Annotated in this window: 21 protein-coding genes, 1 tRNA gene, 1 other RNA gene and 1 pseudogene; 18 read left to right on the forward strand and 6 right to left on the reverse strand. The window is 59.5% G+C overall.

What is annotated here, in order from left to right; all coding sequences use genetic code 11:
- Nucleotides 1-31: 31 nt before the first annotated feature.
- Nucleotides 32-126: signal recognition particle sRNA small type (gene ffs, locus APZ21_RS33510), an RNA gene on the reverse strand.
- A 150-nt stretch (nt 127-276) separates the two neighbouring features.
- Here ffs and APZ21_RS32305 point away from each other — a divergent pair.
- Nucleotides 277-364: transfer RNA gene (locus APZ21_RS32305), tRNA-Ser, on the forward strand.
- A 952-nt stretch (nt 365-1,316) separates the two neighbouring features.
- Here the strand turns inward: APZ21_RS32305 and APZ21_RS36530 are convergent.
- Nucleotides 1,317-2,411, reverse strand: a pseudogene (locus tag APZ21_RS36530) (recombinase family protein); the annotation flags it as partial.
- 549 nt (nt 2,412-2,960) lie between these two features.
- Here APZ21_RS36530 and APZ21_RS32320 point away from each other — a divergent pair.
- The 3 genes from APZ21_RS32320 (at nt 2,961) to APZ21_RS32330 (ending at nt 5,738) form a co-directional block, all read left to right on the forward strand.
- Nucleotides 2,961-3,608, forward strand: coding sequence for a hypothetical protein (locus tag APZ21_RS32320; protein ID WP_156371451.1), 648 nt, complete (start codon nt 2,961-2,963; stop codon nt 3,606-3,608).
- An 871-nt stretch (nt 3,609-4,479) separates the two neighbouring features.
- Nucleotides 4,480-4,764: a DUF3892 domain-containing protein gene (locus tag APZ21_RS32325; RefSeq protein WP_054816879.1), complete on the forward strand. Its 285-nt coding sequence runs from the start codon at nt 4,480-4,482 to the stop codon at nt 4,762-4,764.
- A gap of 74 nt (nt 4,765-4,838) precedes the next feature.
- Complete coding sequence (locus APZ21_RS32330) at nt 4,839-5,738, forward strand: 2'-5' RNA ligase family protein (protein WP_162240406.1); 900 nt, start codon at nt 4,839-4,841, stop codon at nt 5,736-5,738.
- Here the strand turns inward: APZ21_RS32330 and APZ21_RS32335 are convergent.
- Nucleotides 5,722-6,996 carry an NsdA family TPR-like regulatory protein gene (locus APZ21_RS32335; RefSeq protein WP_156371452.1) on the reverse strand — a complete coding sequence of 425 codons (1,275 nt, stop codon included), beginning with the start codon at nt 6,994-6,996 and terminating at the stop codon, nt 5,722-5,724. The genes APZ21_RS32330 and APZ21_RS32335 overlap by 17 nt on opposite strands.
- 325 nt (nt 6,997-7,321) lie before the next feature.
- Here APZ21_RS32335 and APZ21_RS32340 point away from each other — a divergent pair, with 325 nt between their 5' ends.
- The 12 genes from APZ21_RS32340 to APZ21_RS32375 all read left to right on the forward strand — a co-directional run bounded on the left by APZ21_RS32340 (nt 7,322) and on the right by APZ21_RS32375 (nt 18,454).
- Entirely contained in the window at nt 7,322-7,537 is a 216-nt protein-coding gene (locus tag APZ21_RS32340; RefSeq protein ID WP_054816882.1) for a hypothetical protein, read from the forward strand.
- 15 nt (nt 7,538-7,552) lie between these two features.
- Nucleotides 7,553-7,924 (forward strand): hypothetical protein, encoded by a 372-nt coding sequence (locus APZ21_RS32345; protein WP_054816883.1) that lies wholly within the window; start codon nt 7,553-7,555, stop codon nt 7,922-7,924.
- Nucleotides 7,925-8,204: 280 nt separating this feature from the next.
- Nucleotides 8,205-9,830: a B12-binding domain-containing radical SAM protein gene (locus APZ21_RS33525; protein WP_204249196.1), complete on the forward strand. Its 1,626-nt coding sequence runs from the start codon at nt 8,205-8,207 to the stop codon at nt 9,828-9,830.
- Between the two features lie 68 nt (nt 9,831-9,898).
- A complete protein-coding gene (locus APZ21_RS33530) occupies nt 9,899-11,212 on the forward strand; it encodes a radical SAM/SPASM domain-containing protein (protein WP_082393645.1) in 1,314 nt (437 codons plus the stop codon).
- A 77-nt stretch (nt 11,213-11,289) separates the two neighbouring features.
- Entirely contained in the window at nt 11,290-12,339 is a 1,050-nt protein-coding gene (selD, locus tag APZ21_RS33535) for a selenide, water dikinase SelD (protein ID WP_082393632.1), read from the forward strand.
- A 7-nt stretch (nt 12,340-12,346) separates the two neighbouring features.
- Nucleotides 12,347-13,357: a phosphoenolpyruvate carboxykinase (ATP) gene (locus APZ21_RS34620; RefSeq protein WP_156371453.1), complete on the forward strand. Its 1,011-nt coding sequence runs from the start codon at nt 12,347-12,349 to the stop codon at nt 13,355-13,357.
- A complete protein-coding gene (locus tag APZ21_RS33540) occupies nt 13,354-14,271 on the forward strand; it encodes a phosphorylase family protein (RefSeq protein WP_156371454.1) in 918 nt (305 codons plus the stop codon). The genes APZ21_RS34620 and APZ21_RS33540 overlap by 4 nt, the downstream gene beginning before the upstream one ends.
- Before the next feature lie 70 nt (nt 14,272-14,341).
- Nucleotides 14,342-15,184 carry an aminoglycoside phosphotransferase family protein gene (locus APZ21_RS33545; protein ID WP_082393634.1) on the forward strand — a complete coding sequence of 281 codons (843 nt, stop codon included), beginning with the start codon at nt 14,342-14,344 and terminating at the stop codon, nt 15,182-15,184.
- Nucleotides 15,181-16,101, forward strand: coding sequence for a hypothetical protein (locus tag APZ21_RS34625; RefSeq protein ID WP_156371455.1), 921 nt, complete (start codon nt 15,181-15,183; stop codon nt 16,099-16,101). The genes APZ21_RS33545 and APZ21_RS34625 overlap by 4 nt, the downstream gene beginning before the upstream one ends.
- Nucleotides 16,079-17,332, forward strand: coding sequence for an HAD hydrolase-like protein (locus APZ21_RS34630; RefSeq protein ID WP_156371456.1), 1,254 nt, complete (start codon nt 16,079-16,081; stop codon nt 17,330-17,332). Before APZ21_RS34625 ends, APZ21_RS34630 begins: the two co-directional genes overlap by 23 nt.
- 464 nt (nt 17,333-17,796) lie before the next feature.
- Nucleotides 17,797-18,048, forward strand: a complete 252-nt coding sequence (locus APZ21_RS32370) for a type II toxin-antitoxin system Phd/YefM family antitoxin (RefSeq protein ID WP_054816934.1) — start codon at nt 17,797-17,799, stop codon at nt 18,046-18,048.
- Nucleotides 18,041-18,454, forward strand: a complete 414-nt coding sequence (locus APZ21_RS32375) for a type II toxin-antitoxin system VapC family toxin (protein ID WP_204249197.1) — start codon at nt 18,041-18,043, stop codon at nt 18,452-18,454. Before APZ21_RS32370 ends, APZ21_RS32375 begins: the two co-directional genes overlap by 8 nt.
- Before the next feature lie 158 nt (nt 18,455-18,612).
- Here APZ21_RS32375 and APZ21_RS32380 read toward each other — a convergent pair whose 3' ends face one another.
- From APZ21_RS32380 to APZ21_RS33550, 3 genes are all read right to left on the reverse strand, one after another.
- Nucleotides 18,613-18,936, reverse strand: coding sequence for a hypothetical protein (locus APZ21_RS32380; RefSeq protein WP_054816888.1), 324 nt, complete (start codon nt 18,934-18,936; stop codon nt 18,613-18,615).
- A 129-nt stretch (nt 18,937-19,065) separates the two neighbouring features.
- Complete coding sequence (locus tag APZ21_RS32385) at nt 19,066-20,541, reverse strand: WS/DGAT/MGAT family O-acyltransferase (RefSeq protein WP_162240407.1); 1,476 nt, start codon at nt 20,539-20,541, stop codon at nt 19,066-19,068.
- 118 nt (nt 20,542-20,659) lie between these two features.
- Nucleotides 20,660-20,869 carry a DUF397 domain-containing protein gene (locus tag APZ21_RS33550; RefSeq protein WP_082393636.1) on the reverse strand — a complete coding sequence of 70 codons (210 nt, stop codon included), beginning with the start codon at nt 20,867-20,869 and terminating at the stop codon, nt 20,660-20,662.
- Between the two features lie 388 nt (nt 20,870-21,257).
- Between APZ21_RS33550 and APZ21_RS32390 the strand changes: the two genes are divergently transcribed.
- Nucleotides 21,258-21,779: a DUF309 domain-containing protein gene (locus tag APZ21_RS32390; protein ID WP_054816936.1), complete on the forward strand. Its 522-nt coding sequence runs from the start codon at nt 21,258-21,260 to the stop codon at nt 21,777-21,779.
- 5 nt (nt 21,780-21,784) lie between these two features.
- Nucleotides 21,785-22,705: a tRNA glutamyl-Q(34) synthetase GluQRS gene (gene gluQRS / locus APZ21_RS32395; protein WP_371852304.1), complete on the forward strand. Its 921-nt coding sequence runs from the start codon at nt 21,785-21,787 to the stop codon at nt 22,703-22,705.
- Nucleotides 22,706-22,743: the final 38 nt, after the last annotated feature.

A 22,743-nucleotide genomic window follows, 5' to 3' on the forward strand; every position in this document is an offset into this window, starting at 1 on the left:
TCTCGACCGGGAGATCGGCCGACGGCCGGAGAATAGGGGACCCCGCGCACCCGGCAGAGCCCGTTGACCCTTGCTGCCTTCCGGCCCTGGGGGAGTTCACAGGATGCGCGCCGCGCGGGATCCGTTGGCCAGTGTAGCGGGTCATCGGACGCCAGCGCGGAAGGGGGGCGCGTCCTCCCGCATCCCCCTTGTGAAGCCCCCGTCCGGCCGCGCGGCGACGCCCGCGCAGGCCCCCGGTTTGGCATCTCGAGGGCATCTGCCGCTATGCTGCTCCACGGAGGATTCGCCTAGTGGCCTATGGCGCTCGCCTGGAACGCGGGTTGGGTTAACGCCCTCAGGGGTTCAAATCCCCTATCCTCCGCCAAGTAGTACACGTTGGAACCCCGGTCAAACGCAAGTTTGGCCGGGGTTTCTGCTTGTCCGGCCTTGTTTCCGCTTTTGTGGCTGTTTCGCCTGGTTGTGACGGTTTCGGGCGTGAGGGCCGCGTCGTGGCCTTGTCCGGCAGTTCCGCGCCCGTCAGAGCGTGAAACGGCTCCTGCTATTCCCATCGCTGCTGCGTCGTCTGTCCTCGCGTGCGGCTGTGTGGATAGTGCTCGCCGGAACACCCCGAGCCCACCGATGTGGGGTGTGTGGACGCGGGTAGGAAGCATGGCGCTGCCACTGTTCGCGTCTGCCGCCTCGCGCTGTGCGTCGAATCCGCCAGCATCCTTCGCTTCGGTTGCCGCTTCCCTCACATCCGGGTGGTACCCCAACACCGCCCCGACGATCTCGCTCAGCTCCCCGCCTGCCAGTTCGGCCTCTTGCGGCGTCCAACCACTGCTGCTTGTGGCGCTGGTCGAAGCATCCGGGTCGTCGTGGCTGTCTATCGTGAGCCAGGCGAACATGGCGCTGTTGAGCAGTTGCCGGGCGGTACCGTCGGCTCGCTCGTAGAGGGTGCGGGCATGCGTCAGCAGGCCAAGCACAACGTCGAGCTGGGTATTGAGATCCGCCAGCTGGATGTCGGCGGTTTGGATGAGTCGTCGTGCGTCAGCGATCTCGGCCATGACGGCGGTCTGTCGCTGTTTGAGGTCTTCGACCGGGATGGCGTCAGCCATATACGCGTCGATCAGTTTCGTCTTCTGGCGTTCGAGTTGGATCAGGCGGCGACGCTGCTGTTCGGCGAGCTGAGTGTGTTGGTCGCGCAGTTGCTTGGCGTCGGCCAAGACTTCTTCGCGGATGCTGGCAATCTCGGTTTCACTGAACCGGATACGGCCCCAGCGCTCAGCCACCTTGTCCTCGATGGCACTGGCTGGAATGTAGGGCAAATCGCAGGTCGAGCGGCCGGTGTGCCGTCCCAGGCAGAAGAAATAGTCGTAGCGTCCGCCTTTGCCTCGGCTCCAGCCGTAGCCGATCCGTCCGCCACACCGCTGGCAGCGCAAGCTGCCCTTGAGATAATGCCCGTGCTTCCAGGAACGATCCCCGGCGATACGCCGTCCGGCCAGCACGTCTTGCACCTGCTGCCAGGTGATCTCATCCACCAGCGGCGGATGCTTGCCCTCGAACAGCACGCCCTTGAAGCGGATCAGGCCCTTGTAGTACGGATTGCTGAGTAGCCGGTGCAGTTGGGCGCGGCTGAGCGGTGTGCCGACATATTTCTTGGTCGGGCGGCTGCGCAGACCCCGTGCTTCCAGTTCGTCGCGTAGCGCCGCGATGCTCCACTCGCCAGTCGCGTACTGCTCGAATGCCCAGGCCATATGGTGGCCGCGTACTTCGTCGATGACCACGCTCTTGATGTCCGTACCGTCCACTCGGTGGACGACGTTGAGGTACCCGATGGGTGCCTGTCCCGGTGTGCCGCCACGCTTGACCTTCTCACTCATGCCTTTCTTGGCTTCGGTGGAGAGGTTGCGAGAGTAGTACTCAGCAAACGACGCCACGATGCCGTGCATGAGCGTGCCCGCCGGGGTTTCGTCCACCATCTCCGACACCGATACCAACGTCGCCCCGGCTTGGCGGATGGCGAGGAGGATCGCCACGTCGTCGGCGCGGTCGCGGGCCAGCCGATCCAGCTTATGCACGATGACGTAATCCACGGGCGGCTGCGAGGGATCGGCCAAGCGTGCCAGCAAGGCTTGTAGCCCCGGCCGATCCGCCGACCGGGCCGAAGCCCCGGCATCCACGAACTCTTCGACCGCAGCGTCGAGTTCATGAGCGCGTTTGTGGCAGCTGGTGCGCTGCGCCGGGATCGAGTAGCCCTCGATTTCACCGTCGCGCTTGGCTTGGCGCGCGGTGGAGACGCGCAGGTACACCAGGGCCAGCTTGGGGCGGAAGGGTTCGCCTCCGAGGGGTAGATCGCTCGGGCTGTTCGGGTCGTGGGACGGGAACGGCTCCTGCGGTGAAGCATGAGGATTGCGAGTGTTTCGTGTTGCCATAGATAACCTCCTTTGCCGGGACTACGTTTCGGTATGGTCGGACGCGCGTCGGCGGAGGCTTCACCCGTTTACAAGGATAGGGAGGGTCGCCATGCGGCGACCCTCCCTATCTCGTGGAGTGAAAATTGTGTTTATTCGCGCTTTTGCGTGGTCGCCATACACCCTATTTTACAATCCCTTGCGGGTTTTGGGAAGAAAGGCGGGGAAACAATTTTGTTACGGCGCAACGGGTTTGGGGAAAATAGGGATGGAAGACGATGATGGGGAATGCTTCCGGCGACAGCGGGCGGCAATCTTCTGCCGCTTTTGAGTGCGTTCTGTCCGGAGGACTCGGATGTGGGCGATGCCCGTGCGGGCTTCCGGCAGCGAGCCGTCGTGACGGTGGCCGTGGCCCGGTTGGTCTGTGGAGTCGAAGATGTGGCCACCACGGTCGATCTGGGCGTATTCGTCCCGCTATTCGCGCCGCATCGACCTGGAAATCGTTCTGACCTCAGCAGATTCCGACTTACGGGAGCCGAATGATGGTGCCCTATCGGGCACCACAACCAGATGCGTGAACCTGTCGGCGCAGCGGCGTATGTTCCTGAGCGAGGCGGCCCCAGATCCACCGCGATCTGCGATCGCCTCGCCGAAGCCGAACCGCCAGAACGGATCATCATGCCGACGTACTACCACCTCGATCGAGGACACCGACTCCAAGAAGGTGCGGTCATCGAGCGTTCACGCAATACATCGCCGAAATGGTTTGACGATGGCTTGTCGTTGCACGGCGAGTCATATTTGCGCGGAACGTTTCAGACGAAGATTATCAATGACAAGGGCAAAGAGCGGTTCGCGGTCGATCAATGTACGAGCCTCGAACTGTTGTGGGAGCTGGTGCGATTGAATAAGTTCCAAGGCGCACCGTCTCGACTCCAGTCCTTCTTCGCGTTCGAGAGCTTGGACGATGCACGCCAGTTCCAAGCCTTGAAGCAGTGCGGAACGATCTGGGAAGTCGAAACCGCAGATCCGGGATTTCGTGCCGACATGTCGCTGCTTCAGACCCTGCCCGAAACAGGGGACGTCCTTCAACTCGCCGACATCTACTGGGCTCAGTTCGAGGGCTACGACCGGTCAGGGATGCCAACCGAATGGGGGCCGCCGGTCTGGGAAGTCCTCCTGAGCGCACCGGTGCGTGTCGTACGGGCAGTGGGATAGCAGGCAGCGTCACCCCACCCTCTCGACCACCCCTTCGCCCTGACATACAAACCCGCATCCACCTCGCTGGATGCCGTCTTGCGGAAGCCGAATGATGGTGCCCTCATGGGCACCACAGAACACTGCCCGTCAACGAATGCCGGTGCGCCCTCGGCGTCGTGGTGGAGGCTGTCCGTCATGGCGGATGCCGCCTGATCGACGTGCCGGAGTCCGTTGAACAGGTGCTCGCCCGTCGCCGCGTTCACCAACAAGAAGAGATGCAGGAAACCCCCATCAGTCGTTGTACGAACACGGCTGGATCTGGGCTGTGACCGGGGCTAGCGGTGAAGCAGAAGACGACGTGATGCGACGGGCGAAGCGGTCACTCCTGACCGGCTTTCTGTTTGATCCGGCCATCGCTTCTTCCGATCTGCTTCACATCATCGCCGGAAACCAAGCGATTGCTTAGCACTGCGGGAGCCGGTTTGGAAGAGGAGTGATTCATCTCACAATCGGAAGTTACTGATCAGCATCCACAGCAAATGACTGAGGAAATGGTCGAACAACGGTTCGAAAGCCGGATTTATCCACAGTCTGTTAACAAAACCATCCACAGCTCACAAATGACCAGGTAGACGTGGACTTACATCCGTGTCATTCGTCGGGTATATGCTGTGCCAAGCACGCGACTACGGAGTCGAAATCCCTGGTCGGGCTTCCGCTCCGTAGTCAACGTGGTTCTGCTTGCGTAGGGCAGGCCACGAAGCTACCAAGAGTCGTAGCGCTGCGCTAATTGAACGCGCCAGTTTGCTGGGAAGTCTCCGGTTTCGGACGTGCTCGGAGATGCCTTCCCTGGTATCTCCGTCAGCCCAACCGGAAGGACGGAGACCTCATGGCCATCCGTATCACTGAAGTCCACCTCGAAGGTGGCAATACGCATGAGCACATTCAGTTGCTCAAGTGGATCGAAGACGGGACCGGCAACTCCGATACGTGGACCAGGGCGCGTCTCGTCACCTGGATCGAAGACAAAGGCGGCCATGCCTACGTCCAGCAGCCGGGAACGAAGCCTGCCACGGTTGAGGTGAAGACGCCGGGCAACGGTCGGCCGAAGTACCTCCAGACTCGGCCGGACGGAGATCCGAGAAACAACCTGCTCAACTTGCCGAAGTTCTGACCTGACGGCACTTCGCCATCACAAATGGCCGGGCAACCCGCTGGAACCTACCGAAATCAGGCAGTTTCGGCGGGTTGTTCGTCGTCAGCAACGACGGTACGCAGGCGGTCAGTAACACCGCTGGCCAACAACGCACCACCACTTCCGCGATTCACAGCCGTGAAGATGCGGAAAGACCGAATCTTGATCTTTCATCTAGGATTAACGCCGTGACTGGCCCTCTCGACATCACCGACCTCCATGTTCCCGTGACTGTGGCGGTGGAGGACGGATCGGTTGGTGGTATATCGTTCCCTCCTGAGCGCCCCGCCTCGCTGACGGATGCCGAAACGATTCGTGCTAACGATTGGCAGGCGTTCCAGACGTTGCCTCGGCTTGACGACCATTGGACGCGGAAGGTCTGGGAACCGGATTACGCCGCCTACTACTGGTATCTGACCTTCACCGATCCGGCACTCGTGCGTCTTGTCGAGCAGAGTCAGTCACGCCTTGATACGACGCATCTGAGTTTGGTGCCAGCCGACGGCCTTCACCTGACAGTCCTGAAAGTGGGTGCGGCCGAAGGCATTACAGTATCCGAGATGGAGGCCATCGTCGCAACTGCCGATGAACAGTTGGCCGAGATGGATGCATTCTCGCTGGATGTTGGCCCGCTGGCTGGTTCGCCCAGCGCAATTCGCTTCTCGGTGACACCCTGGGATTGCCTGGTTGACCTGCACGCTCGACTCACCACAAGCCTGGCCACAGTACGACCAGAGTTCCGGCCGAAGCCGACCTCCCGATTTCGCCCGCACCTCGGCATTGCCTACAACAAGACGCCGCGCGACGCGACACCGGTCATCAGAGAGATTGCGGCACTGCGCGACTTGCCATCGGCGACCGTGCTGGTGGACGCCGTCAAGCTGGTGCGGCTGTGGCGCACCGATCACCGCTATGAGTGGGATGAGTGCGCGGTCATCACTCTTCGGCCGTAGCCCTGTCAGGTGACGCAACCGTTCGTGCTTTGGCTGACCATTCGCGCAGTTCATCCGCGTAGTCCTTGGCCTTGCGGACGTCAACCATCGTCACGACGTCGGCGAGGTCGTGGGCACGCTGCCACACCGACCGGATGGGCCGGTCTTGAGAAGCGTTGAGCGCTTCGACGCCGAGATCCATCGCATGTTCGACGTCGCGATCAGGCTGACGCACCAGTGCCGTGGCTACATCCAGGCGAACCAGCGACCGGCTCCATACCGAGTCCGATGCATTGACGTGTGCTTCAACCTGCTGGCCGTAGGTGAGTGTCTGCTCGTAGTCGCCAGCTGAGAGATACGCCGTGGCCGCGTTGGCCTCCAAGCGTGCCTCGCTGTACGGCTGGAACGACAAAGCTGGGGTCAGGCCGGGCGGCGTCTCGACGGACGAAGCGATTGACATCGCCGCCTCAACTGCGCGTTCGACACCCTTCGCATCTCCGATCTTCCCCAGCGCTCGGGCTAATCCGTTCGTGTAGAGGCGGATCGCCTGCGCAGTATCGCCCACGAGCCGAATTCCTTCCTCGGCAAGTCCAACCGCAGTCGTGTACTCCTCTTGGTAGTAGGCGCAGAAGCTCTGCGTCCCTTTGACCCACGCTTGCAGCTCAACATCTCGAATGAACTCGGCGATCCTCAGTGCTTCCCGGCTGTACATGTTCGCGGCGTGGAACCGCCCGCGGTTGACCGCCATATAGCCGAGTGCACCCGCAAGCTGTCCGTCCAATCTGTACAGGCGTTGCAGCTGCACTGGCTGATGGCACTGTTCCAGGAGTGAATTGACCTCTTGGCGCAGGGAACGCACCTCAGGTGCCAGACGGACCGGTCCTTCCAGTTCGTAGCGACCAAGCACGTCCGCAAGCGCCACGTCGATGACATCAATGACAGCCTCGTCAACGTCGAAGGCGTGCAGTCTGCTCATCCGCCGGACAATCTCCGCCGGAGGTTCAAAGACATCGCTGCTACTTGTCGCTGTGGCCACTGTGATTGACGCTGCGGGCACTTCATACTGCCGGGTAGTGGACGGATGCCGCCTCCGCCAAACATCCTCTCCCTCCCCAACAATCTCCTCGAACCTGGCCCGGTCGTCGTCGGATGCCCGCGACTGGTAGGTCGTATCCAGAATCGCCTGGGTGTTGGAGCGCGGCACGACGGCACTCAGACCACTGCGCCAGTTGGCGACGGTGGTCGTCTCTAGCCCGAGCAGTGCAGCGAATTCCCGCACCGACCGTCTCATCGCTTCTTGCAAAGCGGCTGCTTCAAATCCTGTCCATTCCCGCCCTCGTACCATCGCCCCTACCTACCGCTTTTCGGTCCTGAACTGGGCAAACCCTTACCTAACGCCAACGGTACCCCAACACCGGGCGAGTCCGGCCCAAACCCCTTGTGAGCCAGGCTCAGAAGCGGTACCCGGTACCGGGCTGACGCCTGGAACCCCCCCGTCCGGCGCACCGGCCGCCCTGCGGTGTGGCAGGCCGGTGGCGAAACGCCCCCGGTGCCGGGTACCTCCGTCAATTTCGCTTGCTCTTGTTCAGCTACGGAGGATTCCGGTGACCACGAATTCGCTTGCCATGTACCAACTCATTGCCATGACGCGGCAGGAGGCCCACGCCACACCGCTCTCGCCGTTCACGATCGAACAGGCGCATGTAGTCATGCAGTTCCATGTGGCCTGCCGGGCGAATCAGTGCCCGCGCAAGGGCGCCGCGTTGGATGCGCTCGTGGCGGCGGAACGGGTGATCCTCGACCCGACGAAGCCGCAGTAGTGGGCAGGAAGCGAGATGCTCATGCCGACATGGCTGAACCTGTTCCTCGCCGGAATCGCTGGCGTCGCGGCCATCGGACTGCTGGTGGGCATCATGGCGCTGGCAACCAGTTTGGGCCGCGATCCAGACGGCGGCATGGCCAGCAGGCCGGCGCCAGCCAGGGATTCGGCATCAGGCCCGGCGACTAACGAGTCCGCCGCGGACATCTGGCCGCATTCCTGGACACACGACGCACCGGCCGAACCGCTCACAGCCGACGAAGCTCACCACGAGATGCAGGTGCATCGGACGTGTCGCCTGGATGGCTGTGCGCGAAAGACTGCCGCCTTCCGCACGCTCATCGAGGCCGGACGGGTGACGCCGGATACGGGGCGGCAGAAGTATTGAGGAAACGGGTGTCGACACGCGGACGCGACGGTGGTGCAGTCGGTTTAGAGATGCGCCCACTCCGGCACCTCGCGACGAGTTTCGGTCGGGGGACTCGTCATGCCGAGACGGGACGGTGCGAATGATGAGAGGGCCTGACGTAGCCACAGCCTGAGCCGACTTTCAGACATCTTCCAGCAAATGTTAAGAGTTTCGCGACATCGCGAGGATTAACCCGTAGAATTTGTGCAGGAATGCCATTGGGGGTGAAGAAATCGATCCAAACTATATCGCCGAGAGTGTGCGCCAGCCCAGATTACGCATTGCGTTAGCGACGCCTTCACCGGTAACACATAGAACTGCTGAGGAAAATCTCGGCTTGGGCTTTCTTGCTGCTGCCCTGCGGAACGCTGGGCATACCGTGCATTTGTTTGATGCATGGCTGGAGGGGCTCGATGTTCCTGGTTTGGTTCGCAAGATCGTGTCTTTTGAGCCCGATCTTGTCGGTTTCGCAGCGTATAGATCAAATATCGAACCAGCAGTCGCAGCGATGACTACAATACGTCTTGTCCTGCCTGATATCCCTGTAATTGCTGGCGGATTCGGTCCAACATTTCACGCTGACGATTTTCTCAATGCCGGTTTCGATGTTGTGGCGATCGGCGAGGCAGACAATACAATTCTGGACTTGGCCGATCACTATGCTTCCGGTAAGCCTCAACTGTCAGAGATATCGGGAATCGCGTATCGTGACAAGCTAGGCCAAAAAGACACGATTTTACGTACCCAACCTCGGCGTCTGGTCGCTGATCTTAATCAGCTCCAGCTACCGGCACGAGATACGGTGGGGCTGTCTTTGAGTCGCCGCAGTCCCTCGCATGTGCAATCTTCCAGAGGGTGTCAGGCGTCGTGCGTATTTTGCTCCATTGTGGCGTTCGAGCGCATCTCGGAAGGGCCGCAATGGCGTCAGTACTCAATTCCCAGGTTTGTTGATCAGATCGAAGACTTGGTATGTCGAGGTGTCCAACATATAAAAGTTGTTGACGATAGTTTCATAGAGCCTCCTCGGGATACGGCGTGGTGTATCGAGTTGGCCAGCGAGATCGAGCGTCGAAAAATCAGAGTCTACTTACGGGGCCAGATACGAGCCGACAGAGTAGACGGTCCAACGATCGCCGCCCTGGCTGATGCCGGATTCTGGTCATTCGCGTGCGGGATCGAGAACTTCGCCCGGACGGCCCTACGCCGAATGGCGAAGCGTGCGTCGATTGAGGCAAATCACATAGCGCTGCGGGAGTTTCGGAAAGCTGGGATAGTCGTTCAGGCGGGACATATCCTATTCGATAGGGATACGACGTTACAGGAACTCGAAACCAACTACGCCGGGTTCACAAGATATCCGTGGACTATCTCGAAAGGCGTGTTCACCGAGATGTACGCAGCCACAGGAACAGCTTATACTCGGCGGCTGATGAAGGCGGGATCGATTGCGCCAGGCGACGCAACGCCTGGCACGGGAGGTCTCGGAAATATGAGGTACGTCATTCGAAGTCCAAGAGCTCAGATAGTGTACGCAGGACTCAAAACCTGGCAGAAAAGTCATTCTAGGATTTACGACATGACGATCGATCCACTGTCTGCGCCGAAAGCGATCGATCCCACACACCGGGTCACCTTCCAGAGACTTAGTCTTGACTTGAGGCAGCAAGATTTGGAGACAATGCGCGGACTGCTACACCTCGCTCGGGAGATACCGGAGAAGGCCGAGTATCTCAGTACTCACGAGAATAAACGTGCGCTTGACTACGTTCGGCATCGGATCGCGTCTACTGCGTCGCTGTATGACGACTTGTCGGCGAAAGCTGTCGATGCATATCAAGCAGCTGGCTTAGTCTACGATGCCGACGACAACCCTTTTATTTGTTGATTTCCTTAAGCCTGCCAAGATCACCTCACGCTCACGGAATAATCATACTTTGCATGAAGGATATAAGGATGAGAAATACCGATCCACCTGAACCGGTGCAGGACATTGACAAGGAGGGCAGTAAGGGACCTCAGCCTGTTTTTCCTTGGGAACGCCCTGGTAGTTCTACGACATTGCCCCTTCTGATCGATGCGAGCGAACATTTCAACCGACAAGTTGGCCCGATCGAATATCAACATTTAGAGCAATGCCCACCAACTATCAAGAATATCGGATGGACACTCGGCAACGACTGCCCATACCGGTGTACTCACTGCTATTCCATGAGCGCACGAGAGAAAGGGCAAGACTTCACCGAGGAGATTGTCGACCGCATCGTTGCGCAACTAGCAAGTGTCGGTGTCGAGACAGTCAACCTCGGGGGAAATGAGCCACTGTTTACGAATGGCGCGAATCCCGCGAATACTTTACTGCCCAGGATCATACATGGACTGACCGACGCCGGAATATTGGTTGGATTGACGACGTCGGGAATCACACTGCTTTATCTTCACCGTAACCATCGTGCGGCCTTCAACCGCCTGAACGACGTCGATATCAGTCTCGACTCTCCGTACCCCGAAGAGCACAATGCGAACCGCGGAGCCAAACTCTACAAACAGGCCATGCAAGCACTGACTCTGCTGCAAGATGCTGAGATCCCCCACAGTGTCATTATGTGTGCAATGAACTGGAATTTCACAATTGACAGAATAGACGCGTTGCTCGATACGGCCCGACGTTACGACGCGCACGTACGCATAAACCCGCTGAAGCCTGTGGAGCAGGCCCATATGCAGTCAGCGCTCAGCGCTGAGGCATACTACGAGGGATTCTCGCACTTGATGGAGAGATGTGCTCCCGTTGACCTCGGTGAACCTCCGCTAGCAACTGTGATGGGGTATTCAGGAGCGAAGGGCTGCCCATGCGGACGTACTAGTTTCCGAATACATTCGATAACGCCTGATGGTCGTATCCCGGTATCTCCGTGTGTCTATCTTCACGACTACAAAGTGGGAGATCTCGTAGTCGACGAGCTAATCGACATCATCAACTCGCCACAGTTCGCGACATTTCGTCGCCGAACAGCGAATCCCGACGTGATACCGACCTGTAGCGGATGCGGGCTTATCGAAGCCTGCCGGGGTGGTTGCGCAGGCCGGGCCTATCTCCATCACGCTCATACGACAGGCACTAGAACTCTGTTCGCAGCAGATCCATACTGCCCACGCGATATCGCTCCTAAGAATAGATTTCCGATGAATCCGACGATCAGCAGCGGACAGCGCCTAGTGCACATGGACTATTTGTGCACTTGGATCGGGAAGCCTCTTGATGAATGAACTCGCAACGGACTGGGTAGGTATGCCAGTTCTCTGAGGGGACTTCTTCGAGATGTCGGAAACAAAGAGGAGCGAAGATGAGCAATCATAATATCGACGGCGTACCGGCGCTAGGTAATTGGGCAACCGGTGGTTGCGGTGCGAAGGTGGATCGAACCACTCTTTTGGAGGCTCTCAGCGGTCTGCGTGTCGGAGACGACAACGCAGCATTGCTGGCTGGCGTGCGTGAGCACGATGATGCGGCGATATTGTCGCTCCAGGAGGGAAGGAACCTGGTCGCCAGCCTCGATTTCGCACCGCCCGTTTGTCGTGACCCATCCGTGGCAGGCTCGGTTGCGACGGTCAATGCCTTGAATGACATATGGGCGTGTGGAGGAACACCGGCAATAGGTCTGAGCATCCTTGGCATGCCACGCGAGAGCGACATCGAGTCGTATCGGACACTGCTCGGTGCCGCTGAATCAACCTGTGCAAATGAGGGTGCATTGCTCGTCGGTGGGCATAGCATCTTCAGCCCGGAACCTCTCTTCGGTCTATCTGTTGTCGGATTCGCCTCGCTCGACCACACTTGGGCAGTTGCAGGAGCCCGTCCTGGCGACATAGTCCTGTTGACCAAACCGGTCGGCGTCGGCGTCATCATCAGTAGGGCGCGACACGACGCGGCCGTCGAAGACACTCTGTGCACACTCAGCCCCGAGATTGCCAAGGGCCACGGCCGAGCTCTTAACGCACTCGCAAGCTACACGGTTCATGCAGCTACCGATGTGAGCGGATTCGGTCTTGCCGCACACGCTGCCAACATCGCCGAAAGCTCGCACGTCACCATGCTTCTCGACGTCGACCACGTGCCTGTCTATGATGCTGCGTATCCGCTGTTCGAAGCCGGACATACCACGTCCTTGACCAACTCCAATGCAACCGACAACCGCGTCCGCTCTCTCAACAAACCGCACACTGTTACTCGTGCAGTGCTGACCGACCCGCAAACCGCTGGTCCTCTGCTGTTGTCCATATCAAGGGATGAAGCAGCCGACGCGCTCGAATCCCTCCGGTCGAGCGGCTATGAAAAGGCTTCCGTAGTTGGTGAGGTTGTCGAACGAGAAGATGTCCCGGTGATAGTCAGATGAAAGGAGTTTGGAGGCATTGCGCTTCGGTATAGGGCGATCAGTAGTAGTCTCGGTCGATGTAGACAACTGGAAAATAGAGAAATTCTTGGAAGGCTATCTATCGCCTTTCTTTCCGGATCCCGGCTGCACGGACAACGAGTGGCAAATTTCGTGGAGTTTCCAGGACCCACTAAGCTTGATGTCGAGCCTCCTATCCGTTGCAGAGGAGGGCGCCCTGGAAGGCAACGGTGTCATAGCTGATGGCGAGACGTGGCTCGCATGGCACCGCGATTCACCATCCGACGACTGGACTGTCGAGCTACTCGATGAGGGACCGCGGTCGCTGACGGTATCGATCCCGATCGGCAGTGCCACACCGGAATATATATTGGCGCGTGCTATCCGGTCGCTGCTTGCAACCCTCGCGTGCTTCTCGCATTGGGTTCAGGTTCACGCGTCGGCGTTCGTGTTCGAGAAGCGTGCCGCCCTGGTTGTTGGTACAAAGGGTGTAGGCAAGACGAGTTTGTTGTTGACGGCGCTAACTTCGGGTGCCAACTTCCTGAGTAATGATCGTGTACTTCTGACATCCGGCCCCAATACGGTTGCCGTACGGGGGCTCCCGCATTCAGTGACTGTCCGAACCGGGACTGCGGCTGCACGGATAATGGCTGCAACACCGTCGAGCTACCGCGATCGTCAACCGGCCGGACTTCAGCAAGTAAGGTACCACATCAACGATGTTCTGGCCGCTACGCGCCGCACTGTATCCGCCGAAGCAACACTCGGACTACTGGTGATTCCAGAAGTCATCCAGCAGGAGGGCATACTGACCCGACGTCTGCAAGCGAACGACACAACTCGAATGATTGCTGAATCATACCGAGAGTCCATCTCGTCGTTCGATCCGCTATGGGACGCATGGTATTCGGAGGCCAGCCAAATCCCGGAGTGGAGTGACGCGCGGGGACTTTGGGTCGGATATAATCCCGATTCTATCGGTCTGGCAATGGACACTATTCGCGAGGAGCTATTGAGGTGAGAGTCAGCAACCTCCAGACTGCATACGTGGTTCATCCGGACAATGTCGAACAAGCCAAGAGCACAATCGACGTGTCGGTAGCAGTAGTAGCAAGACCCGATGCCTACATACGGCAAGCGGACGTAGAGCTGATCGTTATAGAAACTGACAGAGGTGTCCATCTACGCTGTTATCTCGCCGAGCACAATAATATTCGGTTCGTAATTGTGTATGGACGGTTTGATCGTGTACGCTCACCCGCTAGAGAGATCGACTTTTCAAAAACCCAAGCAGCCCTCAATATGTTGGGTATACGGACGCTCATCGGCACCTTTGTTGTGGGCGCCATTTCCCAAGAGGATCATGCAGGTACGGTTGTAATACCTGACGACTTCATCGGCCTTGGTAACTATTCTGACGAATCATGGAAGGATCGGCCTGAAGGATTTCGCAATGTCGAGATGTTCAGCCCTTTCTGTACAGAGGCCCGCCGCGCCCTCACGAATCAGGTCCATGTCATTGACGAAACAGTCCACACGGATGGTACGTACGTATGCTTCCACGGCTGGCCCAGGATTGAAACCGTAGCCGAGCTCAAACACTATTCGAACCTCGGCGGAAAAGTCATCGGGCAAACTCTCGATCCAGAAGCCACCCTCGCTAGGCAATTCGGTATGCATTACGCGGCTCTTGCAGTGATGATGGACGATTTCCGTGTCCGAGAACTTTTTCGGAGCGACTATCGGGAAGGTGCTGCAACCTTGAGCCGAAATATCGTAGAAGGCCGACGAAAGACGTTTGAACTATTCTTGGCGGCGCTACCGGATCTAGCCTCGATCGGCCATGTCAGCTGCGGATGTGGTCAGCACGTAAATGTCAAGCGGCAAGCCTCCCGAAATTTCTACTATCGTCCACCCAAGTTTATAGTGGATTGAAAAGCGCCTGTTTAGCGGATATACTACTGAACGGAATCATTCTAGATATGAAGAAAGGTGACGAACGTTCATGACCGACATCCTCGACAAACTTCACGAAGTAGCCAGCCGATATGGCGAGAACAACCTGGTGATGACAGGTGGGGCGAAGTCCTCAGTCGGAATCGGCGAACGTTATGTGTTCAAAGTTGTCGAAGGTGGAAAAATTGATGCTGCCAACCATAAAGAGCAACGCGTACTTCAGACCCTCGCAGATAGCCTTCCTCGATCGGCGGCGCGACTGATACCGACGTCGGTTGATGGAGTATTTGCGCCGGGCTTGGGATACATAGAGGTGCAAACCCGGCTCCGAGGGATAACCCCTCAATTTTCGTCACCGTCGCTGCCCGAGGAGCTCGGTACATTCCTGAAGGCGCTGCACGCTGTTCCGGCACCCGATGGCATCACCGAGTTCGAAGGTGATGATCCGCGACCACTCTTCGACTATCTTGTGACATCCGCACTCAAGTTTCAGGCAAAATTGATGCCAGCAGTGAACCAGTACGACCAAAAACTGGTGACAGCCGCTGTCGGCCTGGTTCGTCGCTATGTTGACAGACACGACTCGATTCCTCCACTAGTGATAGTACATAAAGATCTCAGTCTACGAAATCTGCTGGTTGACGATGGACATTTGAGTGGCGTTATCGATTGGGCGGCAGCGCAAACTGCTCCACGAGAATGGGAGTTCGCCATCCTCATGCAGCGTTTTCCCGTCGAGCTGGAGATAATCCAGAAATCATACGGCCAGGTTCTAGACAATGAGCTGACGCGATGTTGCGCAGCCCTTCAGGCAATCCGATTCTGGAAGTCTTTTATGGATGACTCTGCTTTTGTCAACGATCAACGAGCGCTTTTGGAACAGGTATTGTGACCATCTCCGACTGGCGCACTCTGTTCGATCCACGTGAAGTTATAGTCTACGATCTGCTGCTTGATTCTGAATCCGACGGTTGGCATATCATCGACGTTATTCAGGCAGCCGGATCAGGCACTTTGGGCGCCGATGTCGAAGAACTGCCATCCCTGGTAGTGCCGCTGCAACGGAGCTTAGATATGATCCGATCCGTCGTTGATCAATATCCAGATATTTTCCCACCCGTCTGTCTCCGACCGGGACACTATCCATGGATTCGACAACGCAGAGATGTTCACCAGTTCGATGTCGGGAGCCATCTCGTGTGCTGCTGCGCCCTGACGGTCCGGGACTTCGCATTGGCGCGAACCCGACAACTCGGCGCCACTACAATCACCCAAGAATTGAGCTCATTCATCTTGAGTGAGCCACCCGGACTACTGACATATGCCGCAATCTTCCACGACCTGTTCAAATGTTTTCGACCTCGCCGACCGTTGCCGGGAAAGATCGGTCCTAAGATATCAATAGTATGGTCGGCAGAACTCGGCCAGGAATCACATGAGCAAGACGAAGTCGATATAGTAAATTCGCTCTTGCCCGATATCATCGACGATATCGCACTGCGAGAATCGTTGTCACGATGCCTTCTTTCTTCGAAGAAATTCTCCAAATTGACCACCAGCATGCGCACCATGGATTATGCCGGGGCAGAATCTGCCGCACAACTGTTCTGGCAGGCACAGTTCGAGCGGCCGGACCTGGCCGGTCTCGCCCTCTATCTGTCCGATACCGAAGCAAAGGGATTCGTGCGCAATATTCCTACTGAAAGAAAAGGGTTCAGCTGGTCGCTAGATGATGTAAGCGCGATCCTGTTGTCGACAGCCGAAACTCACTTCCAGGGAGATATCCGTGATCCTGCGCACATTCTCTGAGTTTTCGGACTATGTTAAGAGCTGCCGAACCAGTTTGGTCGCCATTGATATACGCGGGACGCTACTAAAGGCACCTAGAGGTGGTCACCTGAGCCGAGCGCTCCAGAACAAGGGTATCCCACCAGATGTGATGGCCCACTTGGACTCGGTCGTACCAGCGCTTGTACTGGAGCGATACAAAGAAGCAACCTCGGTTGTCGACTGGACCATGATGACCCTTCTTGAGGCTGCAAATTTGGCTTCGACGCTCGAATACCCGATTGGACCATTGGATATCGAGAGCGCTTTCCAAGCCCTCAATTCGGAGTACCGCACGAAATCGGTAGCCCTCGTTGACGACAACGAACTGCGCGAAACCATAGTCTCGATGAGGCGGCTGGGTGTAGACGTGATATTCGCGGCAGACGGCCCCAGCCAAAGAGAACGTGATGTCTTGAGATCCTGTCTGCCGAACACCGCAGCACTCAATTTGGATGTCTTCTCGTCGGAGTTGGCTGGAATCAACAAACTATCGGACACCTACTTCGTTCGTCTGGTGGAACTCTATGATAGACGGCCATCCGACGTCTTGATTGTAGGTGACCGTATCGACAAGGACGTCATGCCAGCATTGAGAGCTGGTTGTCACGCAATTCATATCGGATCGACGGTCGACACTAACTTTCCAACAGCGGAATCCATGGGTGCCATACTGGCATCGAAACCAGAGAGGATGCCACACGCGGTTGTGCTGGGAAGATTTCAACCCTTCCACAGTGAGCATGCCCGCTACGTGCTGGCGGCTCTGGAAGCAGCCGATCATGTAACAGTGGGAATAACACATCCCTATGCAGCTATCGAAGAGATCGGCGACACAAGAAATAGCGACGGTGCAAATCCTCTGCCCCTCTGGCTTCGCAGAGAAATAATATCGGGCTGGGCGCGCAATGAAAGAATTGACACGCGAACTACTGTAATTCCGATTCCACTTTCGTCCGACGGCCTGAAATCAACGATTCGCAACGATACTGTAGTGCTAGTGACTGATGTCGAGCCGTGGAGTCGAAAGAAGATATCTCTCATAGAATCCGCAGGATTCACAGTCAATATTTTGGATGTGGGAGAGAAGACAATATCCGGCAGTCAAATCAGGACAATGATCCGAAACCAAGATCATAGGTGGCGTGAGATGGTCCCGATGACCGTGGATAACGACACCTTGAAGGTGGCGTACGACCTCATCAAGTCCTGACAGAACTACTCCTCACGCGTGCTGAACTGACCAGGAGACGACTGTGTACAAGCCGTGCATTGGATCCGAGTTAGGCCCCAGATGTGGCCTAAAACACATGACTCTCGGACGGATCTCGTAGCACTCCACAGGAGCGAAACCCGCTCGGCATCAGACTCAGAATAGTGCCGATAGCTTCTACACGAAGTTCAACGACGCCGTTACTCTCCCGAGGACTCCTTCAGCAAACGAGCTATCCCGCCCCACAGCTGAGTGTTCCAACGTTGTGTCAGTAGGGCCGCCATGGCCCTTCACTTGTTCACGCAGGTGAGGGGCTATTTTCTTCTCCGCGGTAGGCGGGATCCCGATTCCTCGCGAGCATTGCCACAGGTGTGGGCTGAGCCTCTCGACCCGAGGCGCGGTCGGCAACCCACACAGTGTGTAGCATTCTGTACACCATGTAGCAGTTCGGGTAGCGTATGGGTATGAAGACGATCCAGCAACGCGACCTCCGTAACGACAGCGGCAAGGTCCTCGCTGCGGTCGAAGCCGGTGAGAGCTTCACCATCACCCGCAATGGCAAACCCGTCGCCGAACTCAAGCCCCTGACACGGCGAACCTTCGTGCCCATCGCCGAACTCGCCCGCACCAGCGCCCACCTGCCGCGCATCCCCTACGACGAGTGGCGTGCCGACATGGATGCGATGATCGACCAGGAGATCGCCGGTGGTGAGTGAACCCACCATCCCCCGACACGTGCTGCTCGACACGTCGGTTCTCATCGATTACTCCGAGGCGCAATCAGCGCTGCCCGATGAAGCGGAAGCCGCCATCAGTGCGATAAGTCTTGCCGAACTCGCCGCCGGACTGCACTCGACCAAAGATCCGGTGAAGCAAGCCCAACGCCAACTCCAGTTCCAGTGGGTCGCGAGATCGTTCAACCCGCTCGCGTTCGACGGCGAGACAGCCAACGTGTACGGGTCGTTGGCTTTTCTCCTCGAGCAGATCGGGCGCAAACCGCGAAGACGAGTGGCTGACCTCCGGATAGCAGCTACAGCAGTCCAATACAGCTTGCCTCTATACACCCGCAACCCGAACGACTTCAAGGGGCTCGGACCGCTGCTGAACGTCGTCGCGGTGTAGACGGGCGCCTCGGCAGTTGCACCCGAGTTCAGCCAATATCCGAACTACAGCATCCCACAGCCGGTTGTTCCAACGTTGTGTCAGTTGGGCCGCCATCGAAAACGCCGGGTGGGAAGCATCGCTTCCCACCCGGCGTCGTCGTATCGGGGCGACCCTTGTCAGGGCTGCACGCACTCGCCGTTGAGCACGACGCCGCGGACCCAGATGCCGAAGCCCTGGTCGCGGGTGCATTCGGTGCCGTCGGGCAGGTTCACCTGGACGTAGCTGCCGTCGGGCATGAGGCAGCCCGCCTTGCCGGCGAACTGGCCGGGCACCTGGAAGTAGTTCTGCGGATAGGTGCCGCCGATGGCGGCGCACGCCTGCTCGACCTGCGCACGAAGCTGGGCCTCGTTCTGGTCGGCGGAAGCGACGCCACCCGCCAGGAAGGACAACGCGGTCGCGGCCGACACCGCGACGCCCGCGGCCAGAACCCGTACACCCATACCGAAACTCCTTGCTATACAACGCTGTTATGAACGGAATCCCACCCTAGAGGGGAACAGGCGGATCAGCCAAGCAGCGCGTCTTCGCAGCCTTCGCTCCAGCGCCCGACCTCGAACGTTCTCGCGGCCTCACCGGGGTCGAGCCCTTCCGATCGGCGGGGAGATGCGCATGACCCTGCCGAGCGCATCCCGCAGCAACTCCACGTAGCGGTCGAGATCGGGCAGAACCGCCGGGTCGACGTGCACCGAGACCGCGACCGTGTCGCCGAGGCCGTGCACACCGTGGGTCAGCCGCATGACCGACCCGATGGCCGGAAATCCCCCGGTGAACCACACCGGGCCGCCGAACACCAGGTCGGCGGGGCCGCGATGCACGCTGGACACGACGGTATGCCCGGCGATGCTGTCGGGAGTCTCCAGGCGATAGCGAGCGATATCGCGACGCAGCATCGGCGCGGGCGTGACGGCGGTGACCCGATCCTGCGCTCCCAGCAGCGGATTCTCGGCACGGACCCGACGCGCGGCCAGATCGGCGGCGATCCGGTCGGCCCGCACCGCAAGATCGGCTTCGGCGATGTGCAGGTCCACGCCGACTCCGCGGTAATTGTTGCGCGCGCCCGGCACCGACACCGCCACCGGGATCTGCGCGCCGAGCCGATCGACCGCCGCATCGCGTTCGGCGAGATAGTCGGCCAGCGCCACCGAGACCGCGGTCGACACGGCGACCGTGACGGTACGCCCGGTCGCCCGCAGCCGCGCCGCCTCCAGCACCAGGATTCGCACCCGGTGCGCCGAAACCTCGGCGGTCGCACCGCGGTTCACCACGGTCGGCGCGAACCCCGGTCCGGGACCCGGTATTTCCCCCGCGGCGGTGGCTTCGGCAAGGGCGCGCTGCGCTCGATAGGCGGCCACACACCGGACGACGGTCTGCCCCATGCGAATCGGCAGCCGTACCAGACCGAGCACCGTCGCGAGCGAGCTGCCACCGCATTCCGCGACCCGCGCATGCGGACCGGCGGAGACGACCGGCGGCAACGGCGGTCCGTCCGTCGACGCCGCCACCCCGGACGACTGTGCCACCCCGGACGACTGTGCCACCCCGGACGACGGCGCGACCGGGTCGGCGGCGGCGTCCGGTGCGAACAGCGCACGCGCGAGCGCCGACGCCCGTGTCCCGTCCGCCAAGGCGTGCGACATCTGCAAGACCGCCACGGTCGCGAGTTCGTCGCCTGCGCGTTGCGGCGCACCCGCGACACCGCGGAAGACATGTATCCGCCATGGCCGCGATGCCGCGTCGACTCCGGTGTCGAGCAGTTCGCCGATCGCTTCGAGTAGGTGGTCCCAATCGGGCGGGACGAGGTCGTGTTCGATGAACTGGTCGGCACGGAATGCACACGGCGCCCAGCGGGGATAGTCGAGATTGCCCGGCACTTCTCGCAATCGCACGGCGAGATCGGGTACGCGCGCCGCGCGGGCGGCGATGTGCGCGCGGAGTTCCGCGGTTGGCACGCCGCGATCGGCGAACGCGTAGAGCAGGAACAGATCGTTGCGGATGCGATGCGAGAGCCAATACATGGTCGCGTCCTGCGGCGCGATCCTGGTCATCCGCGTCACCGCGCCGAACTCCTCATGGAGGCGACGATATCGATACGCCGTCGGGCACGCGAAGGCCCCGAGCCGGTCCGACCCGGGGCCCATGCCGACCGACTTCCGGCGATCCCGATCAGGGGCGCCGGAAATCCCCCGCGATGACCCCTCCTAGGAACGCATCCCATTCGCCCGGAACGAAGGCCAACACGGGGCCGCTTCCATTGTCTTTGGTGTCGCGGACGGCCACATTGCCGTCGCCGAGAAATGCGACTTCCACGCAGTTCCCATCGGGACCGCTGTGGCGGCTCTTGCGCCACACCGCACCCGTCAAATCTACCTCCACGGCACATGCTCCTTTGCTGCGTCGAGTACGAGAAATAATTCGGACATCGCTGTAACCAGCCGGTGCGCCTGGTGTTAGCGCGCGACTCTCACGGTGCGCCGTAATCGCACGGTGGTTCGAGGTGAATACACCCCGCGGGGCTACCCCCGGGCTAGACCCTAGCAGGTCCGCCCATAGTTTGCCGATCAGTTGTTTATTCGATCATGACATTTGCCAATCTTGCGAAGACGTGAGTTTGCAGAATCATTGCCGAGCGCGGCCATTCACCGTTGTGAGTAACGAGTGTGCCCACTATTGAAGCAGCGTGATTGGTCTGTAATCCATCAAATGCCACACGCTCGAACCACCGCCGTGAGGACGGCGGCCCCACGATGTGGATCATGGGTATATGGTCGAACGTGCCCGCGACGAGGCAGGTCGCGCCCGCAACCCACGTCCCCGCGATCGGTTCGGGCGACCGCTACCGCACGGTAGCGTCGGCGTACCGCGAATTCCCGACGATCTCGACCTGCCGCCTCAGCAAACTCTCACCTTCGCCCAGCAACTGCTGGACGACGGTTTGGCTTTCAACGCACACGAGGTATTGGAGGCCGCATGGAAGAACGGCCCGTTCGCCGAGCGGATGCTGTGGCAGGGTTTGGCGCAATACGCGGTAGGTATCACTCACATCCAACGCGGCAATCGAAAGGGCGCGCGGACGCTGTTGACGCGCGCTATCGCCCGCCTCGACCACGATCGGTCGTCCGGCGATAGCGGAGAACGACGTGACACCGCACTCCCCTATGGAATCGACCGAATGGGACTTATCGCCCACGCACGAACCCTGCTGTCCGCGCTAGACACCGGAACTCCCATCGAACCCGACGATTTGAAGCCCCGGCTGACCCGCGACGCCGACGACCTAATATGACAGCCGTGTCCGAACCATCCGGCGCGGGCCGCTACGCCCCGAGCCCCTCGGGCGATCTGCACCTGGGCAATCTCCGCACCGCCCTGCTGGCCTGGCTGTTCGCCCGCCACAGCGGCAGGCGCTTCCTGCTGCGCGTCGAGGACCTCGACCGCGTGCGCCCCGGCGCCGAGCAACGCCAACTCGCCGACCTCGCGGCCATCGGATTGGATTGGGACGGACCGGTGGTGCGCCAGAGCGAACGCCTCGACCGGTACCGGGCGGCCGTCGATGAACTGACCGCGGCGGACCGCACCTACGAATGTTTCTGCACCCGTCGCGAAATCCAGCAGGCGGCGAGCGCACCGCACGGTCCGATGGGCGCGTATCCGGGAACATGCCGCGCGCTCACCTTCGCGCAGCGGGCCGCGCGGCTGACCGAGGGTCGCCCGGCCGCGCTGCGATTGCGCGCCGAGGTCGGCGAATTCGAGATCATCGACGAACTGCACGGCCGCTACCGGGGTCGCGTGGACGATGTGGTGCTGCGCCGCGGCGACGGTATGCCCGCCTACAACCTCGCGGTGGTGGTCGACGACGCGGCACAGGGTATCGATCAGGTGGTACGCGGCGACGACCTGCTGCCGTCCACACCGCGCCAGGCCTATCTGGCGACACTGCTCGGCCTGCCGATACCGCGGTACGCCCACGTCCCACTGGTTCTCAACGCCGACGGGCAACGATTGGCCAAAAGGGACGGATCGGTCACCCTCGCCGATCGACTGAGGCGAGGTGACACCGTAGAAGAGGTGGTCAGCGCGTTGACGAGGTCCATCGGCCATAGCGCGCGGACACCGACACAGCTGTTGGCATCCTTCGAACCCGCCGAGTTGTCTCGGCAACCGTGGACCTTCGACGACAATAGGTTGTTGCAACCTGGCAGTTGTCCGTAACGTACGCAGTCGACCGATCTACTGATCTACTGATCACG

The organism is Nocardia arizonensis, assembly GCF_001310275.1.
Classification (GTDB): domain Bacteria; phylum Actinomycetota; class Actinomycetes; order Mycobacteriales; family Mycobacteriaceae; genus Nocardia; species Nocardia arizonensis.

Bases quoted from the DNA above. Each gene is read 5' to 3' on its own strand.
- APZ21_RS32325 (WP_054816879.1), top strand. From the start codon at position 4,480: ATGGCCATCCGTATCACTGAAGTCCACCTCGAAGGTGGCAATACGCAT.
- APZ21_RS32320 (WP_156371451.1), top strand. From the start codon at position 2,961: ATGCGTGAACCTGTCGGCGCAGCGGCGTATGTTCCTGAGCGAGGCGGC.
- APZ21_RS32370 (WP_054816934.1), top strand. From the start codon at position 17,797: ATGAAGACGATCCAGCAACGCGACCTCCGTAACGACAGCGGCAAGGTC.
- APZ21_RS33530 (WP_082393645.1), top strand. From the start codon at position 9,899: ATGAGAAATACCGATCCACCTGAACCGGTGCAGGACATTGACAAGGAG.
- APZ21_RS32345 (WP_054816883.1), top strand. From the start codon at position 7,553: ATGCTCATGCCGACATGGCTGAACCTGTTCCTCGCCGGAATCGCTGGC.
- APZ21_RS32390 (WP_054816936.1), top strand. From the start codon at position 21,258: ATGGTCGAACGTGCCCGCGACGAGGCAGGTCGCGCCCGCAACCCACGT.
- APZ21_RS32385 (WP_162240407.1), bottom strand. From the start codon at position 20,541: ATGACCAGGATCGCGCCGCAGGACGCGACCATGTATTGGCTCTCGCAT.
- APZ21_RS33545 (WP_082393634.1), top strand. From the start codon at position 14,342: ATGACCGACATCCTCGACAAACTTCACGAAGTAGCCAGCCGATATGGC.
- APZ21_RS32380 (WP_054816888.1), bottom strand. From the start codon at position 18,936: ATGGGTGTACGGGTTCTGGCCGCGGGCGTCGCGGTGTCGGCCGCGACC.
- selD (WP_082393632.1), top strand. From the start codon at position 11,290: ATGAGCAATCATAATATCGACGGCGTACCGGCGCTAGGTAATTGGGCA.